This is a genomic window from Micromonospora sp. NPDC127501 (assembly GCF_040302185.1).
GTDB lineage: Bacteria > Actinomycetota > Actinomycetes > Mycobacteriales > Micromonosporaceae > Micromonospora.
The window spans coordinates 278,583-292,458 of record NZ_JBEORJ010000006.1; the positions used below are offsets into that span (position 1 = coordinate 278,583).

The 13,876-nt window shown below is 71.8% G+C and carries 14 protein-coding genes; 5 read left to right on the forward strand and 9 right to left on the reverse strand.

What is annotated here, in order from left to right:
• Window positions 1-74: 74 nt before the first annotated feature.
• The gene (locus ABTW72_RS16460) at window positions 75-1,295 is read right to left on the reverse strand and encodes a class I SAM-dependent RNA methyltransferase (protein WP_350859963.1); all 1,221 of its coding nucleotides are present in this window, start codon (window positions 1,293-1,295) and stop codon (window positions 75-77) included.
• A gap of 70 nt (window positions 1,296-1,365) precedes the next feature.
• Window positions 1,366-3,450 (reverse strand): APC family permease, encoded by a 2,085-nt coding sequence (locus ABTW72_RS16465; RefSeq protein ID WP_350859552.1) that lies wholly within the window; start codon window positions 3,448-3,450, stop codon window positions 1,366-1,368.
• 163 nt (window positions 3,451-3,613) lie between these two features.
• Between ABTW72_RS16465 and ABTW72_RS16470 the strand changes: the two genes are divergently transcribed.
• Window positions 3,614-4,279, forward strand: a complete 666-nt coding sequence (locus tag ABTW72_RS16470; protein ID WP_112586756.1) for a potassium channel family protein — start codon at window positions 3,614-3,616, stop codon at window positions 4,277-4,279.
• A gap of 3 nt (window positions 4,280-4,282) precedes the next feature.
• Window positions 4,283-4,972, forward strand: a complete 690-nt coding sequence (locus ABTW72_RS16475; RefSeq protein ID WP_124860027.1) for a potassium channel family protein — start codon at window positions 4,283-4,285, stop codon at window positions 4,970-4,972.
• Between the two features lie 40 nt (window positions 4,973-5,012).
• Here the strand turns inward: ABTW72_RS16475 and ABTW72_RS16480 are convergent, their stop codons facing one another.
• From ABTW72_RS16480 to dut, 4 genes are all read right to left on the reverse strand, one after another.
• Window positions 5,013-5,696: a DUF3159 domain-containing protein gene (locus tag ABTW72_RS16480; RefSeq protein ID WP_350859556.1), complete on the reverse strand. Its 684-nt coding sequence runs from the start codon at window positions 5,694-5,696 to the stop codon at window positions 5,013-5,015.
• Between the two features lie 25 nt (window positions 5,697-5,721).
• Window positions 5,722-6,102, reverse strand: coding sequence for an OB-fold nucleic acid binding domain-containing protein (locus ABTW72_RS16485; protein ID WP_112606044.1), 381 nt, complete (start codon window positions 6,100-6,102; stop codon window positions 5,722-5,724).
• Window positions 6,103-6,216: 114 nt separating this feature from the next.
• Entirely contained in the window at window positions 6,217-6,879 is a 663-nt protein-coding gene (locus ABTW72_RS16490; protein WP_350859559.1) for a DUF3710 domain-containing protein, read from the reverse strand.
• Window positions 6,880-6,904: 25 nt separating this feature from the next.
• Window positions 6,905-7,441 (reverse strand): dUTP diphosphatase, encoded by a 537-nt coding sequence (dut, locus tag ABTW72_RS16495; protein ID WP_350859561.1) that lies wholly within the window; start codon window positions 7,439-7,441, stop codon window positions 6,905-6,907.
• A gap of 84 nt (window positions 7,442-7,525) precedes the next feature.
• On the opposite strand from dut, the gene ABTW72_RS16500 reads away from it, so the two are divergent.
• Window positions 7,526-8,059 (forward strand): DUF3093 domain-containing protein, encoded by a 534-nt coding sequence (locus ABTW72_RS16500; protein WP_502892211.1) that lies wholly within the window; start codon window positions 7,526-7,528, stop codon window positions 8,057-8,059.
• Between the two features lie 100 nt (window positions 8,060-8,159).
• Here ABTW72_RS16500 and ABTW72_RS16505 read toward each other — a convergent pair whose 3' ends face one another.
• Together ABTW72_RS16505 and ABTW72_RS16510 are read right to left on the reverse strand one after the other, a co-directional pair.
• Window positions 8,160-9,065 carry a hypothetical protein gene (locus ABTW72_RS16505; RefSeq protein WP_350859565.1) on the reverse strand — a complete coding sequence of 302 codons (906 nt, stop codon included), beginning with the start codon at window positions 9,063-9,065 and terminating at the stop codon, window positions 8,160-8,162.
• Between the two features lie 118 nt (window positions 9,066-9,183).
• Window positions 9,184-9,480, reverse strand: coding sequence for a DUF4193 domain-containing protein (locus ABTW72_RS16510; RefSeq protein WP_007075406.1), 297 nt, complete (start codon window positions 9,478-9,480; stop codon window positions 9,184-9,186).
• 432 nt (window positions 9,481-9,912) lie between these two features.
• On the opposite strand from ABTW72_RS16510, the gene ABTW72_RS16515 reads away from it, so the two are divergent.
• On the forward strand, window positions 9,913-10,425 hold the full coding sequence (locus ABTW72_RS16515) for a LytR C-terminal domain-containing protein (protein WP_350859965.1): 513 nt from the start codon (window positions 9,913-9,915) through the stop codon (window positions 10,423-10,425).
• Between the two features lie 121 nt (window positions 10,426-10,546).
• Here the strand turns inward: ABTW72_RS16515 and ABTW72_RS16520 are convergent, their stop codons facing one another.
• Window positions 10,547-11,365: an inositol monophosphatase family protein gene (locus ABTW72_RS16520; protein ID WP_350859568.1), complete on the reverse strand. Its 819-nt coding sequence runs from the start codon at window positions 11,363-11,365 to the stop codon at window positions 10,547-10,549.
• A gap of 667 nt (window positions 11,366-12,032) precedes the next feature.
• On the opposite strand from ABTW72_RS16520, the gene ABTW72_RS16525 reads away from it, so the two are divergent.
• Window positions 12,033-13,637 carry an RNA polymerase sigma factor gene (locus ABTW72_RS16525; protein ID WP_350859570.1) on the forward strand — a complete coding sequence of 535 codons (1,605 nt, stop codon included), beginning with the start codon at window positions 12,033-12,035 and terminating at the stop codon, window positions 13,635-13,637.
• The last annotated feature ends 239 nt before the right edge of the window (window positions 13,638-13,876 follow it).

Below are 13,876 nucleotides of genomic sequence, written 5' to 3' on the forward strand. Positions count from 1 at the left end.
CACGCACCCCGGCCGGGCGGGGAGTGGGCCGCTGAGCACCCGGTCAGGCGCCGACACAGCCGACGCGGGGCGTTCTACCGCACGTCCGGCGGAAGCAGCAGCCCGACCTGCTCGACGTGCTGCGTCATCGGGAAGAGGTCGAAACCCCGTAGCGCCGCCAGCCGCCAACCGAGGTCGGCGAAGGTCCGCACGTCCCGGGCGAAGGCGGCCGGATCACAGGCCACGTACGCGACCGCCCGCGGGCCGGCGGCGGCCAGCGCGCGGACCACCTGGGCACCGGCCCCGGAGCGCGGCGGGTCGAGCACCACCACGTCGACCGGGCCGGTGATCCGTCGGCGGGCCAGCGCGGTCTCCACCCGGGCCGACACCACCTCGACGCCGGGCAGGTCGGCGAGGTTCTCCCGGGCGGCGGCGACACCCTGCGCCGCCGCTTCGACCAGTGTCACCCGGCCGGTCGCGCCGACCCGTGCGGCCAGCCCGGCGGCGAACAGCCCAGCGCCGCCGTAGAGGTCCCAGGCGACCTCGCCCGGCTGCGGGTCCAGCAACTCCAGCACGGCCGTGGAGAGGGCGTCTGCGGCGGCCGGGTGCACCTGCCAGAACGCGGACGCGGGCAGCGTCCAGTCCCGTCCGGCGGCGACCTCGCGGACCTCGGTCGGGCCGCTGACCGGGGCGGGTACCCCGTCGCGGATCTCCGTGACGGTCACGTCTCCGCCGGTGCTGGCGACGGTCTCCACCGCCTCGGCGGCCGGCCAGCGCGCACCGGTGGGGGTGAGCACCGGCAGCTGCTGGATGGCCGGGTGGGCGATCCGGCAGCGGTCGATCGGCACCACCTCGTGCGAGCGGTGCTTGAGCAGGCCGGCCCGGTCGGCGGCGTCGACCGCGTAACGGACCCGGGAGCGCCAGCCGAGCAGCCCACCGGGCAACGCCTCGACACCGACGCCGAGCCGGTCCAGCTCGACGTCGGTCAGCCCACCGAGGCGGACCAGCTGCTCGCGGACCACGGCGGTCTTCCAGGCCAGTTGCGCGGCCGGTGCGACGTGCTGGAGGTCGCAGCCCCCGCAGGCACCCGGCTTCGCGTACGGGCAGGGCGGCTCGACCCGGTCCGGTGAGGGCTCCAGCACGGTCACCGCGTCGGCCCGGACGAACCCCCGGTGCACCTCGGTGACCTCGGCGATGACCCGTTCACCGGGCAGCGCGTGCCGGACGAAGACCACCTGCCCGTCCACCCGGGCGACACAGTGCCCGCCGGGGGCGACGGCGTCGACGGTCAGCTCGACCCGGTCCGTCTCGGCCAGGACCCGCTCGGACGCCGATGAGGCCGACGCCGACGGCGGCGGCGGTGTCGCGGTCCGCGGACCGCCCGGCTCAGTCACGACTGTTCCCCATCGTTCCGCTGTTCTCAGGTCCGCCCTCGCCGGGCGGCGTGGCGGCCACCGGCGGCGTGGCGACCAGTGGTGGCACGGCGCTTCGTGGCCCCCGCGCCGGTGTCCGGGACAGCGTGGCGTCCAGCCGGTCCAGGTTCTTGCTCGCTGTCGACGCGAGCTGCCACGGCACGCTGACCACCATCACACCCGGTTCGAAGAGCAGCCGGCCCTTGAGGCGCAGGGCGCTCTGGTTGTGCAGCAGGTTCTCCCACCAACGGCCGACCACGTACTCCGGGATGAACACGGTGACCACGTCCCGGGGCGACTTGCGGCGGGTGGAGGCGACGAAGTCCAGGATCGGGCGGGTGATCTCCCGGTACGGCGAGTCGATCACGGTGAGCGGGATCGCCATCTCCCGTCGCTCCCAGTCGGCCTGCAGGTCCCGGGTGTCCTTCTCGTCCACGTTGACGGTCACCGCGGTGAGGGTGTCCGGCCGGGTGGCGCGGGCGTAGGCGATGGCCCGCAGCGTCGGCTGGTGCAGCTTGCTGACCAGCACGATCGCGTGGTTGCGGGCGGGCAGCACCGCCCGACCCTCGTCCGGCGGGGTCAGCTCGACGGCGATCCGGTCGTAGTGCCGGCGGATCGCCAGCATCAGCACGTAGATCACCGCCATCGCGGCGATCGCGATCCAGGCGCCGAGCAGGAACTTGGTGATCAGGACGATCACCAGCACCGCGCCGGTCAGGCCCGCGCCGAAGGTGTTGATGGCCCGCGAGCGGTGCATCCGGCGGCGCGCCTCTGGGTCCCGCTCGGTGCGCAGGTGCCGGTTCCAGTGCCGGATCATGCCGGCCTGGGAGACGGTGAACGAGACGAAGACCCCGACGATGTAGAGCTGGATGAGTCGGGTCACCTCGGCCTGGAAGCCGACGATCAGCACGATCGCGAAGAGGGCCAGGAAGACGATGCCGTTGGAGAACGCCAGCCGGTCGCCCCGGGTGTGGAACTGGCGGGGCAGGTAGCGGTCCTGGGCGAGGATCGAGCCGAGCACCGGGAAGCCGTTGAACGCGGTGTTCGCGGCCAGGAAGAGGATCAGGGCGGTCATTCCGGCCACCACGTAGAGCAGGATCGACCCGGAACCGAAGACCGTCTCCCCGAGCTGGGTGGTGACCGTCTTCTGCACGTACCCCTCGGGGCCGGACACGATCTGGAGGCCCGGATCCTCCACGAACTGCAGGTGGGTCAGCCGGGACAGCCAGATGATCCCGACCAGCATGCTCACCGAGATGCCGCCGAGCAGCAGCAGGGTGGTGGCGGCGTTGCGGCTCTTCGGCGCCTTGAACGCCGGCACCCCGTTGGAGATCGCCTCGACACCGGTGAGCGCGGCGGCGCCCGAGCTGAACGTCCGCAGCAGCAGGAAGATGAGCGCGAAACCGGTCACGCTGTGCTCGGCCTGGATCACCAGGTCGGCGCTCGGCGCGCGCAGCTCGTCACCCATCACGAAGACCCGGAACAGCCCGGTGAGCAGCATCCCGCCCATCACGATCACGAAGCCGTAGGTGGGGATGGCGAACGCCGTGCCCGATTCGCGCAGCCCACGCAGGTTGACCGCGCTCAGCAGGATCACCGCGCTCACCGCGATCAGGACCTTGTGGGTGGCCACGAACGGGACCACCGAGCCCAGGTTGGCCACCCCGGAGGAGACCGACACCGCCACCGTGAGCACGTAGTCGACCAGCAACGCGCTGGCCACCCCGACGCCGAACTTCGGCCCCAGGTTGACAGTGGCCACCTCGTAGTCGCCGCCACCGGACGGGTAGGCGTGCACGTTCTGCCGGTAGCTCGCCACCACGGTGAGCATCACCACGACCACGGCCAGCGCGATCCATGGCGAGAAGACGTACGCCGAGGCACCGGCGATGGAGAGGGTCAGCAGGATCTCGTCGGGCGCGTACGCGACGCTGGACAGCGCGTCGGAGGCGAACACGGGCAGCGCGATGCGCTTCGGCAGGAGGGTGTGCTGGAGCCGGTCGGACCGGAACGGTCGACCGAGAAGAAGCCGCTTCAGCAGCGAGGTGGGACTGGCCACGAACGCCAAGAGTACGACCACCACCGCGGGGGCGCGGGGGTGGGCGATCACCGCTGCTCGCGACGGCGGGGTACGGTCGGTCCCCGCTCGCGACCGGGACGTGGCAGGCTCGCACTCGAAGGCCACCGGCAGCGGGAGTGGTACGCACCTTGGGAGGGACAGCGTGCACGTCGTGATCATGGGATGTGGTCGGGTCGGGTCGACCCTCGCCCACAGCCTGGAGTCCCGAGGACACTCGGTGGCGGTGATCGACCAGGACGCCGACGCCTTCCGCCGGCTCGGCCCCGACTTCGCCGGGATCACGGTGACCGGGGCCGGTTTCGACGGCGAGGTGCTCCGGCAGGCCGGCATCGAGCGCGCGGACGCCTTCGCGGCGGTGTCCAGCGGCGACAACTCCAACATCATCTCGGCCCGGCTGGCCCGCGAGACGTTCGGCGTGTCCCGGGTCGCCGCCCGCATCTACGACCAGCGCCGGGCGCAGGTCTACGAGCGGCTGGGCATCCCCACCGTGGCGACCGTGCGGTGGACGGCGGACCGGATGCTGCGACACCTGGTGCCGGAGGGCAACGTGGAGATCTTCCGCGACCCGACGAGCACGGTGTCGATCGTCGAGGTGCCCGTACACAAGGACTGGATCGGCCGACCGGTGCGGACGCTGGAGGACGCGACCGGGGCCCGGGTGGCCTACCTGATCCGCTTCGGCATCGGCACGCTGCCCACCGGCTCCACCGTCATGCAGGAGGGCGACCAGGTGTTCATGCTGGTCAGCGATGACATCGTGGCGACCGTCACGTCGGTGGCGGCGACGCCGCCGGAAGGAGGGCACTGAGCCATGCGGGTCGCCATCGCGGGCGCGGGCAACGTGGGCCGCTCGATCGCCCAGGAGTTGATCGACAACGGCCACCAGGTGATGCTGATCGAGCGCCAACCCAAGATGCTGCGCCCGGACCGGGTGCCGGCCGCCGAGTGGGTGCTGGCCGACGCGTGCGAGCTGAGCAGCCTGGAGGAGGCCGACGTCGCCGGCTGCGACGTGGTGGTCGCGGCGACCGGCGACGACAAGACCAACCTGGTGCTGTCGCTGCTGGCCAAGACCGAGTTCGCGGTGCCCCGGGTGGTCGCCCGGGTCAACCGGGCCGAGAACGAGTGGTTGTTCACCGAGCAGTGGGGCGTGGACGTCGCGGTGAGCAAGCCGCGGGTGATGGCAGCGCTCGTCGAGGAGGCGGTCACCGTCGGCGACCTGGTCCGGCTGATGACCTTCCGACAGGGCGAGGCGAACCTCGTGGAGATCACCCTGCCGCCGACCGCGCCCTACGTCGGCCAGCCGATCCACGCCGTGCCGCTGCCCCGGGACTCCGCCCTGGTGGCGATCCTGCGCGGCAAGCGGGTCCTGGTGCCCAGCCCGGACGACCCGATCGAGGCCGGCGACGAGCTGATCTTCGTCTGCACCGCCGAGGTGGAGGACGAGGTCCGCGCGGTGATCCTCGGGCCGGACAGCGTCGAACGGACCCGCAGCTCACGCTGACCCGACGGCGCGCTGAGCGATCCGGGTGGCCCGGCCTCGCTCAGGCGCTGGGCAGCGGGGCCGGCGGCGACTCCCGGGTGACCCGGCGCACCGTCCAGACCGTGATCAGCAACAGCAGCGCGTACGGCGGGTAGCCCAGCGCCAGCCGGGCCACGCCCAGGGCGGTGTCCTGGTGGGCCAGGTAGAGCCCGGCCTGCACGCCCACCTTGGCCAGCCAGACCACGCCCCAGAGCACGGTCAGCTGGGTGAAGGTGCGCACCAGCTTCGGGTCGGACCGCCACTCCGAACGGCCCTTGGCCACCAACACCGACCAGATCCAGCCCACCAGCGGCTGCCGGATCGCGGCCGAGATCAGCAGGGCGACGCCGTAGCCGATGCCGTAGAGGATGCCGGGAAGGTAGAAGTCACGCTCGTCGCCGGTGCGCCACGCGATGGCCGCGCCGACGCCGACGCCGAAGAGCCCGTTGACGGCGTGCCGGATCGGCCGACGCTGGGCCAGCCGCAGCCCGGCGATCAGCACTGCCACCGCGATCGACGCGATCACCGCCGGCCGCAGCTCACCGATGATGTTGGCGACGACGAACACCACGACCGGGATGCTCGACTCGACCAGCCCGCGCCAGCCGCCGAGCTGGTCGGCCATCTGCTCGGCGATCGTCGGCAGCGGCTCCTCGTCCTGAGGGTCGGTATCCGGCTGTGCCGCCCGGTCCTGTCCCGTCGTCATCGCCGGCCTTCCGTCCGCAGTGCCGTCACTTGGGCGAGTCCAGCTCGTAGTAGGGGTTGTAGATGACCTTGCGGTCGTCCCGCACGGCCACCCGGCCACGGGCGGTCAGATGCCGGCCCGGCTCGATCCCGGCGATGTGCCGTCGACCCAGCCAGACCAGGGTCACCACGTCACTGCCGTCGTACAGGTCGGCCTCAAGGGTGGGCAGATTGGTGCGCGGCGTGTAGACCACCGTGCGCAGCCGACCGGCGACCGAGACCAGCTGACCCCGGGAGCACTGCTGGGCGGGGATTCCGCCGCACTCGGCGCTCTCCCGGCGCAGCTCCTGCGCGTCGATCTCGGCCTCGCTGGCGGTGAACCTCTGCAGGATGCGCCGCAGCGACACCCGGCCCTCGTCGGTCATCATGACCTCCGCGTCACCCTCTCCACGCTCGCCGTCCCCGGCTGGCCCCGGCGGCGCCGGAACCGTGCCGCCAGCGTACGCCGACGGGGCTGGTTCCGGCGGGCCGGTGCGCGCGGGTCAGACCTGCCGCGTCGCGGCGGCGGCGTCGCCCGCCTCGGCCTCGGCCTGGTCGGCGATCTCCCGGGGCAGCCGCAGCGGCAGCGGCTCGCGGACCGGCTTCGCCTCCTGCCCACGGTCGACCACCAGGCCGTCCAGGCACTCGACGAGCGGCCCGGCCATGGCCGGGTCGGTGGCCACCGGACCCTGGAACACGCCCCGGACCATCCAGCGCGGCCCGTCGATTCCGACGAACCGCAGGTTCGTCGGGCCGTCCGGGGTGTTCACCTGGGCGTGCAGCTCCGGGCCGTACTCGCCGGCGACCTCCTGCGCGCTCGCGCCGTCGCGGAGCAGCGACTGCCGGATCTCCTCGCGCACCTCGTCCCAGATCCCCTCGGACCGGGGGGCGGCGAAGACGCCCAGTTGGAGCGCGTTGTCACCGTGCACCAGCACCACCTGCTGGACCACACCCTGCGGGTCGGCCTGCACCCGCACCTCGACGTCGGCGATCGCCGGGATGTGCAGGCTGCCCAGATCGAGTCGCTGCACGTCGTCGTAGCTCTCGGAGATGTCGTACGGGCCGCGCTCCAGCGTCGGCGTCGCATCGCCCTGGTCCGGGACCTGGGTGGCCCGCTCGTCACGGGTCTGCCGCTCCGCATCGGCCCGCTTTCGGGAGAAGATCACTGCGCCTGCCCTCCGCTGTTCACACTCACCCTGCCACCTCTTCCGTCTGCCCGCGGCCCGGCTCGCTCGGCCGCTGCTCGACCCGGTCCTGGCCCGTCGGCGACGGCACCAGCCCGGCGTGCCCACCGGTGGACCCGTGCCCACCGGTCCCGCGCCGGGACGCGGGCAGCTCGACCACCGGCTCGAACCGCGCCCGCGCGACCTGTTGGACCACGAGCTGCGCGATCCGATCGCCGCGGGAGATCTTCGCCGGCACATCCCGATCATGATTGATCAGGTTGACCAGGATCTCACCCCGGTAGCCGGCGTCGACCGTACCGGGCGCGTTGAGCACCGTCACGCCGAGCCTGGCCGCCAGACCGGAGCGGGGATGGACCAGGCCCACGTACCCCTCCGGCAGCGCGATGGCCACGCCGGTGGGCACCAGGGCACGGCCGCCGGGTGGCAGCTCCACGTCCGCGGCCGCCACCAGGTCGGCCCCGGCGTCGCCGGGATGGGCGTACGTGGGCAACGGCAGCTCCGGGTCGAGCAGCTGCACGGGCACGGGTACGACGTCGGTCACGGGTCCCCTCTTCCGTCCGGTTCGCGGGGTGACCCTGCCATCCTGCCGGTTCGTCGAGCCGCCGTGCGCCGTACCCTCGCAGGAGTGAGCATGTCGCCCTCCCCGTCCGCCGATCAGCCGCCGGTCGCCGCCCGCTCGGCGTACACCGAGCGGCTGGATCTGCCCTGGTGGCTGTGGCTGGCCGGGCTGGTGGCCGCCGCGTTGCTGGCCGTCGAGATCTGGATGGGCGCCTCCGGCGTCCGCGCCTGGCTCCCGTTCGCCGTGCTGGTGCCGCTCACCGCAGTCGGGCTGTGGTGGCTGGGCCGGATCCGGATCGGGGTGGCCGACGCCGAGCTGCGGGTGGACGACGCCCGCCTGCCGGTCCGTTTCGTGGCCGACGTGGTGCCGCTGGACGTGGCCGGCCGACGTGAGGTGCTCGGCGTCGGCGCGGACCCGCTCGCCTTCGTGGTGCAGCGACCGTGGATCGGCGGCGCCGTGCAGGTGATCCTCGACGATCCCGCGGACCCGACCCCGTTCTGGGTGGTGAGCACCCGCCACCCGGTCGAGCTGGCCGAGGCGGTGCTGAGCGCACGGGACGCCCTGGCGGCTTCCCACCCGACGGCGGGCGAGCCGGGCTGACCCGACGGCGAAGGCCTGGCTCAGGAGCCGGTCCGCGACGCCATGGGCCCGCTCAGGAGCCGGTCCGACGGCCCGCTCAGGAGCCGGTCCGACGGCCCGCTCAGGTGCCGGTCGGTGGGCCCGGGAGGGCCGCCGGCGGCGCGGGCCGGGCGATGCCCCGCCGACGCAGGTCGACCTGGAGTTGGTCGGCCATCTGCTGGGTGGCCCGACGGTTGAGGAAGCTGGCCACCGCCGCGCCGGTCAGGAACGGCCCGAGCGTGGTGAGGTTGCGACCGAAACGCCGCAGCAGCATGTCCCGCAACTCCTTGCGGGCGGCGGTGCCGAGTACCGCTCCCACTCCCACGCCGGGCACCATCGGGTTGACGCCTCGTTGGGTGGCCCAGGAGTGCACGAGCGCGACCGCCCGTTGGCTGCCGGCGGCCGGTAGTGCCACGCCGTGGATCTCGTGCAGCTCGCCGACGAGTTTCAGCTCCACCGCCACCACGGCCACGGTCTCGGCGGCGAGCAGCACCGGCGCGGAGAGCAGGGTCGGGGCCACCGTCCACTCGACGGCGGCGACGCCCCCACCGGCCGCGCCGATCGCGGCGGTGGTCCTCGACGCGTTGCGGATGAGCCGGTCGGCCAGGGCGGCGTCGTCCAGGCCGGGGAAGTGCTGGCGCAGCGTGTCCAGGTCCCGTACCGGCACGTGTGGGGCGATCTCGGTGACGGTGTCGACCATCCACCGCACGGCGGCGCGCGGCTTGAACAGGTCGGAGATGCCCCGCGCACGGGCCTGCCCGACCATCCGGGTCAGCAGTTGACGGCGTCGGGCCGGCGCGATGTCGTCCGCGGTCAACGCCGCGACGGTGGCACCGAGGTCTTCCGTGCCACGGGCGGCACCAGGGTCATCCGTGGCGCGGGTGGCACCAGGGTCATCCGTGCCACGGGCGGCACCAGGGTCATCCGTGGCACGGGTGGCGCCGAGGCCGTCCGTGCCGCCATCGGTGGTGCCGCCTCGATCGCTCATCGGACCTCCCGGTGCTGTGGCTACCGCTACGAGTCAAGCAGGTACCCACCGCTGCCGCATGCCTACACCGGCAGCGGCGACCCCGTTCAGGAGGCCGCCGCCGGTGTTGTTGTGGTTGTCAGACGCACTCGCGGCAGATCAACTCGCCGTTACGCTCGACCGCCAGCTGGCTACGGTGGTGGACCAGGAAGCAGCGGGCGCACCGGAACTCGTCCTGCTGCATCGGAAGCACCTTGACCGTGAGCTCCTCGTCGGCCAGATCGGCACCGGGCAGCTCAAAGCTCTCGGCCACCTCGGCCTCGTCGACGTCCACCGCGCCCGACTGTGAGTCGACGCGCCGTGCCTTGAGCTCTTCCAGGCTGTCCTCGCCGAGGTCGACCTCGTCGCGACGCGGGGCGTCGTAGTCGGTGGCCATCGGTTTCACTCTCCCATATCGATGTTGTCGCTTCCGGTTGTAACGCCGGACGACGCTGTTTCGGTTCCGCTGGCCGGCCACCACTTGTGTCGGGCACCCGACCCGAGGACCGAACGGGTCGAGCTCGCCGGGGCGACTCCCCTGCGAGCGCGGAACCTTACCCCCCCTTGGGCGAGGCATGTATACCGCCCTTGCGGCTGAGATGTACGCCCCCGCACGCGAAGTTGTTCCCAATGTGATTCAGGCGACACGAAGATAGGGGTAGTAGTACCCGGTTCGCGGTCGGCGCGCCGGCATGTCGGGCTGTTTCCACGCGACGGCCGGACAACCGTTAACCTCAGCGGCGTATTCGACGGCCGGCGGCCTGAGCGATCGTTCCCGGCCGCCACCACCCACTGAGGTCCGGGGAGTGCCCTGATGAGTTTTGCGCGCGTGCGAGCACTCGTCGTCGTCGGCCTGCTGGCGATCATCGCCCTGGTCTTCGTCGTCGTGGCCGTGGTCCGCGACAGCCAGGGCAACGTGGGCACCGCGGCGGGTTGCCCCGAGGGCTGGCCGTTGGCGGATCTGACCCTGCGCGAGCGCAAAGACGTCAAGATCAACGTATTCAACGCCACGGATCAGCCCGGCCTCGCCCACACCGTCGCCGACGAGTTCAGCAACCGACAGTTCCAGGTCAAGAAGACCGGGAACGAAAATAAGATCAACAGCGTCGCGGTGCTGCGGTACGGCCCGAAGGGTGTCGGGTCCGCGCACCTGCTCCAGGCGTACTTCCTCAACAACGCGACCCCGGGCTACGACCCGAAGCGCACCGACGACACCGTGGACGTGGTGCTGGGCAACAAATTCCAGCAGCTCGCCACCACGACCGAGGTCAACCAGTCGCTCGGCGACTCGGGTCCGCCGGAGGCCCCCAAGGGCTCCTGCCCGTCCCCACCCGCCAAGTGACGGCGTAACCGGCCCACCGCAGCGCCAGGTCGGCGACCGGCACCGACCTGGCCCGCCAACCAGAGCCGGCGCGTCAAAGGCCCGAGCCGGCCGCTCACAGCCGGCCGACCTGGTCCGCCGGTCAGGGACCGCCGGCGGCGTCCAGCGCGGCCAACCGGTCGTGCAGCGGCGCGAAGAGCGCGGGCGGGGCCGCGACCACCAGGTCCGGCCCTGGCGGCCGACCGGCCAGGCCGGCGACCCGAACCCCCGCCTCGGCGGCCACCAGCCCACCTGCCGCCAGGTCCCAGGCCGCAAGACCCTTCTCGAAGTACGCGTCGAGCCGCCCCTCGGCGACCAGGCAGAGGTCCAGCGCCGCGGCGCCGAGCCGGCGGATGTCCCGGACGTGTGCGATCAGCCCGGCCACCACCTGCGCCTGGTGCGCCCGACGGCCGGCGTCGTAGCCGAAGCCGGTGCCGACCAGCGCCTGCCCCAGATCGACCTCGCCGGAGCAGCGCAGACGGACACCGTCGCGCCAGGCCCCACCGCCGGCCGTGGCGGTCCATTGCTCGCCGGTGCTCACGTTGCGCACCACGCCGGCAACCACCACCCCGTCCACCTCGGCGGCCAGCGAGACCGCGGAGTGCGGCAACCCGTACAGGTAGTTCACCGTGCCGTCGATCGGGTCGACGATCCAACGCACACCGCTGCGCGTCGCGCCGGAAGCTCCCTCGCCGTACTCCTCGCCCAGCACCGAGTCGTCCGGGCGCAGCGCGGCCAACGCGTCGAGGATCTGCCGCTCCACCGCCCGGTCGGCGGCGGTGACCACGTCGGTGACGGTGCTCTTGGTGGCGGCGACAACGACGCCCTCGGCGCGCATCCGGCACGCGGTGTCCGCCGCGTCCCGAGCCACCTCCACCGCGATGGTCAGCAGCTCCGACGGTGTCGTGGCCGAGTTGGTCATGATTCGCCTCTTTCCGCACTCCGGGTGCATGTGGGTGGGTGAAACTACCGACCCGGCTTCCGAAGATCATCGTTCCCGACGCCGCACGACGGCACCAGACCAGGATCTTTGGCACCTGGGATCCGCTGCGAGGTGAGCGCCACCCGCACGCCCGCGCAGCTGGAGCGGCCGACCTCCGCCAATATGCCCCTTTCGGTTGGTAATGTCGCTTAAGTGCTTACCGCCCCGTCCCTGCTCGACTCACAACCGTTGCCCAACCGCGACCTGGTGGGGACGTCACCGGACGGACCGACAGCGACCTTGGTGATCCACACGCGCACCCTCACAACCGCCACGTTGACCTCGTACTGCCTGCTCAAACGGCAGTTCGGACACGATCTGCGCGCCACCGGGCTCGACGACGGAGGCCCTTCGCCGGCCGCGCGGCTATCATTACCGCGTAGCCCATATCTCCGCCCCACCGACGGTCCCCACCGGCGGTACGCGGTGCGGAGCAGGATGATCGCCGCAGACGGCGTTACAATTCACCCCTGCCCACGCGGCACGGACCGCCGACCACCGGCCGGACCGTGACACGAGGGTCCCTCAACCACATCGCCCGGCACGGTAACCCTCGCTGCGCTGGACGAACCCGCCGTGCCCGCTCTTCGCCTCCGGAAGGTCATTCGTGACAGAACCCCGCCAGCCCGGCGCCGACGTTCGCTCGCTCACCGACACCCTGATCGCCCACGCGCAGAGCGCCGGTGGCCAGCTCACGTCGGCTCAGCTCGCGCGCACCGTCGAGTCCGCCGAGGTGACTCCGGCCCAGGCCAAGAAGATCCTGCGGGCGCTCTCCGAGGCGGGAGTGACCGTCGTGGTGGACGGCTCGGCGAGCACCCGCCGCCGCGTCGCCGCGGCCCGCTCGACCACGCCAGCGTCCCGGGCCACCACCGCCAAGACCACCAAGAAGGCCGCCGCGCCGGCCCCGAAGCAGGCACCCGCCGGCGACGACGCCCCGGCGACGTCGGCCCCGCGCAAGGTCGCCGCCCGCAAGGCGACCGGCGCCGAGGCCGCCACGGCGACGCCGGCGAAGGCGACCAAGTCGACCCGAGCCACCAAGGCGACGGTGGCCGCGGCTGCCGGGGCCAAGCCGACCAAGGCTGGCGGCAAGGCGAAGGGCGAGGGCGCCGAGGGCGAGATCGACCCGGAGGAGCTGGCCGCCGCGATCGAGGACGTGGTGGTCGAGGAGCCGGCCGAACTGGCCCAGGCAGCCGAGACCGACGCCGCCGCCTCGGCGACCGACAACGACTTCGAGTGGGACGACGAGGAGTCCGAGGCCCTCAAGCAGGCGCGACGCGACGCCGAGCTGACCGCCTCCGCCGACTCCGTCCGGGCGTACCTGAAGCAGATCGGCAAGGTTCCGCTGCTCAACGCCGAGCAGGAGGTGGAGCTGGCCAAGCGGATCGAGGCCGGGCTCTACGCCGCCGAGCGGCTGCGGGCTGCCGACGAGGGCGAGGAGAAGCTCGTCCGGGAGATGGTCCGTGACCTGGGCTGGATCTCCCGCGACGGCGAGCGGGCCAAGAACCACCTCTTGGAGGCGAACCTCCGACTGGTGGTGTCGCTGGCCAAGCGCTACACGGGCCGTGGCATGGCCTTCCTCGACCTGATCCAGGAGGGCAACCTCGGTCTGATCCGGGCCGTGGAGAAGTTCGACTACACCAAGGGCTACAAGTTCTCCACGTACGCCACCTGGTGGATCCGACAGGCCATCACCCGCGCCATGGCCGACCAGGCCCGCACCATCCGCATCCCGGTGCACATGGTGGAGGTCATCAACAAGCTCGGCCGCATACAGCGTGAGCTGCTCCAGGACCTGGGCCGCGAGCCCACTCCGGAGGAGCTGGCCAAGGAGATGGACATCACACCCGAGAAGGTGCTGGAGATCCAGCAGTACGCTCGGGAGCCCATCTCGCTGGACCAGACCATCGGCGACGAGGGCGACAGCCAGCTCGGCGACTTCATCGAGGACTCCGAGGCCGTGGTCGCGGTCGACGCGGTCTCGTTCTCGCTCCTGCAGGACCAGCTCCAGCAGGTGCTGCAGACGCTCTCCGAGCGTGAGGCGGGTGTGGTACGCCTGCGCTTCGGCCTGACCGACGGCCAACCTCGGACGCTCGACGAGATCGGTCAGGTCTACGGGGTGACCCGGGAGCGGATCCGGCAGATCGAGTCCAAGACGATGTCCAAGCTGCGTCACCCGTCCCGGTCGCAGGTCCTCCGGGATTACCTGGACTGAGCGGGTTTCGTCAACCGAACGTGTCTTTTTGACCACCTGGTGTGCAACACCAGATGGTGATCGTCCGGATGCACGAATGTGATCGTTGACGTGGCACCCTGGGTGCACGGCACACTGTCCCTTCCAGGTGTGACCTCGGTCCCCCGCGGGCACACAGGGAAGGCAGTGCCTAGTAAGGGTGTTGCACGATAGGTGAGCAACGACCGAAGAGATTGTTCATCGGTGACGACCAGAGGAGG

Coding starts and splice junctions, on each gene's coding strand:
- ABTW72_RS16475 (WP_124860027.1), top strand. CDS start 4,283: ATGCGGGTCGCCATCGCGGGCGCGGGCAACGTGGGCCGCTCGATCGCC.
- ABTW72_RS16480 (WP_350859556.1), bottom strand. CDS start 5,696: ATGACGACGGGACAGGACCGGGCGGCACAGCCGGATACCGACCCTCAG.
- ABTW72_RS16485 (WP_112606044.1), bottom strand. CDS start 6,102: ATGATGACCGACGAGGGCCGGGTGTCGCTGCGGCGCATCCTGCAGAGG.
- ABTW72_RS16505 (WP_350859565.1), bottom strand. CDS start 9,065: ATGAGCGATCGAGGCGGCACCACCGATGGCGGCACGGACGGCCTCGGC.
- ABTW72_RS16510 (WP_007075406.1), bottom strand. CDS start 9,480: ATGGCCACCGACTACGACGCCCCGCGTCGCGACGAGGTCGACCTCGGC.
- ABTW72_RS16520 (WP_350859568.1), bottom strand. CDS start 11,365: ATGACCAACTCGGCCACGACACCGTCGGAGCTGCTGACCATCGCGGTG.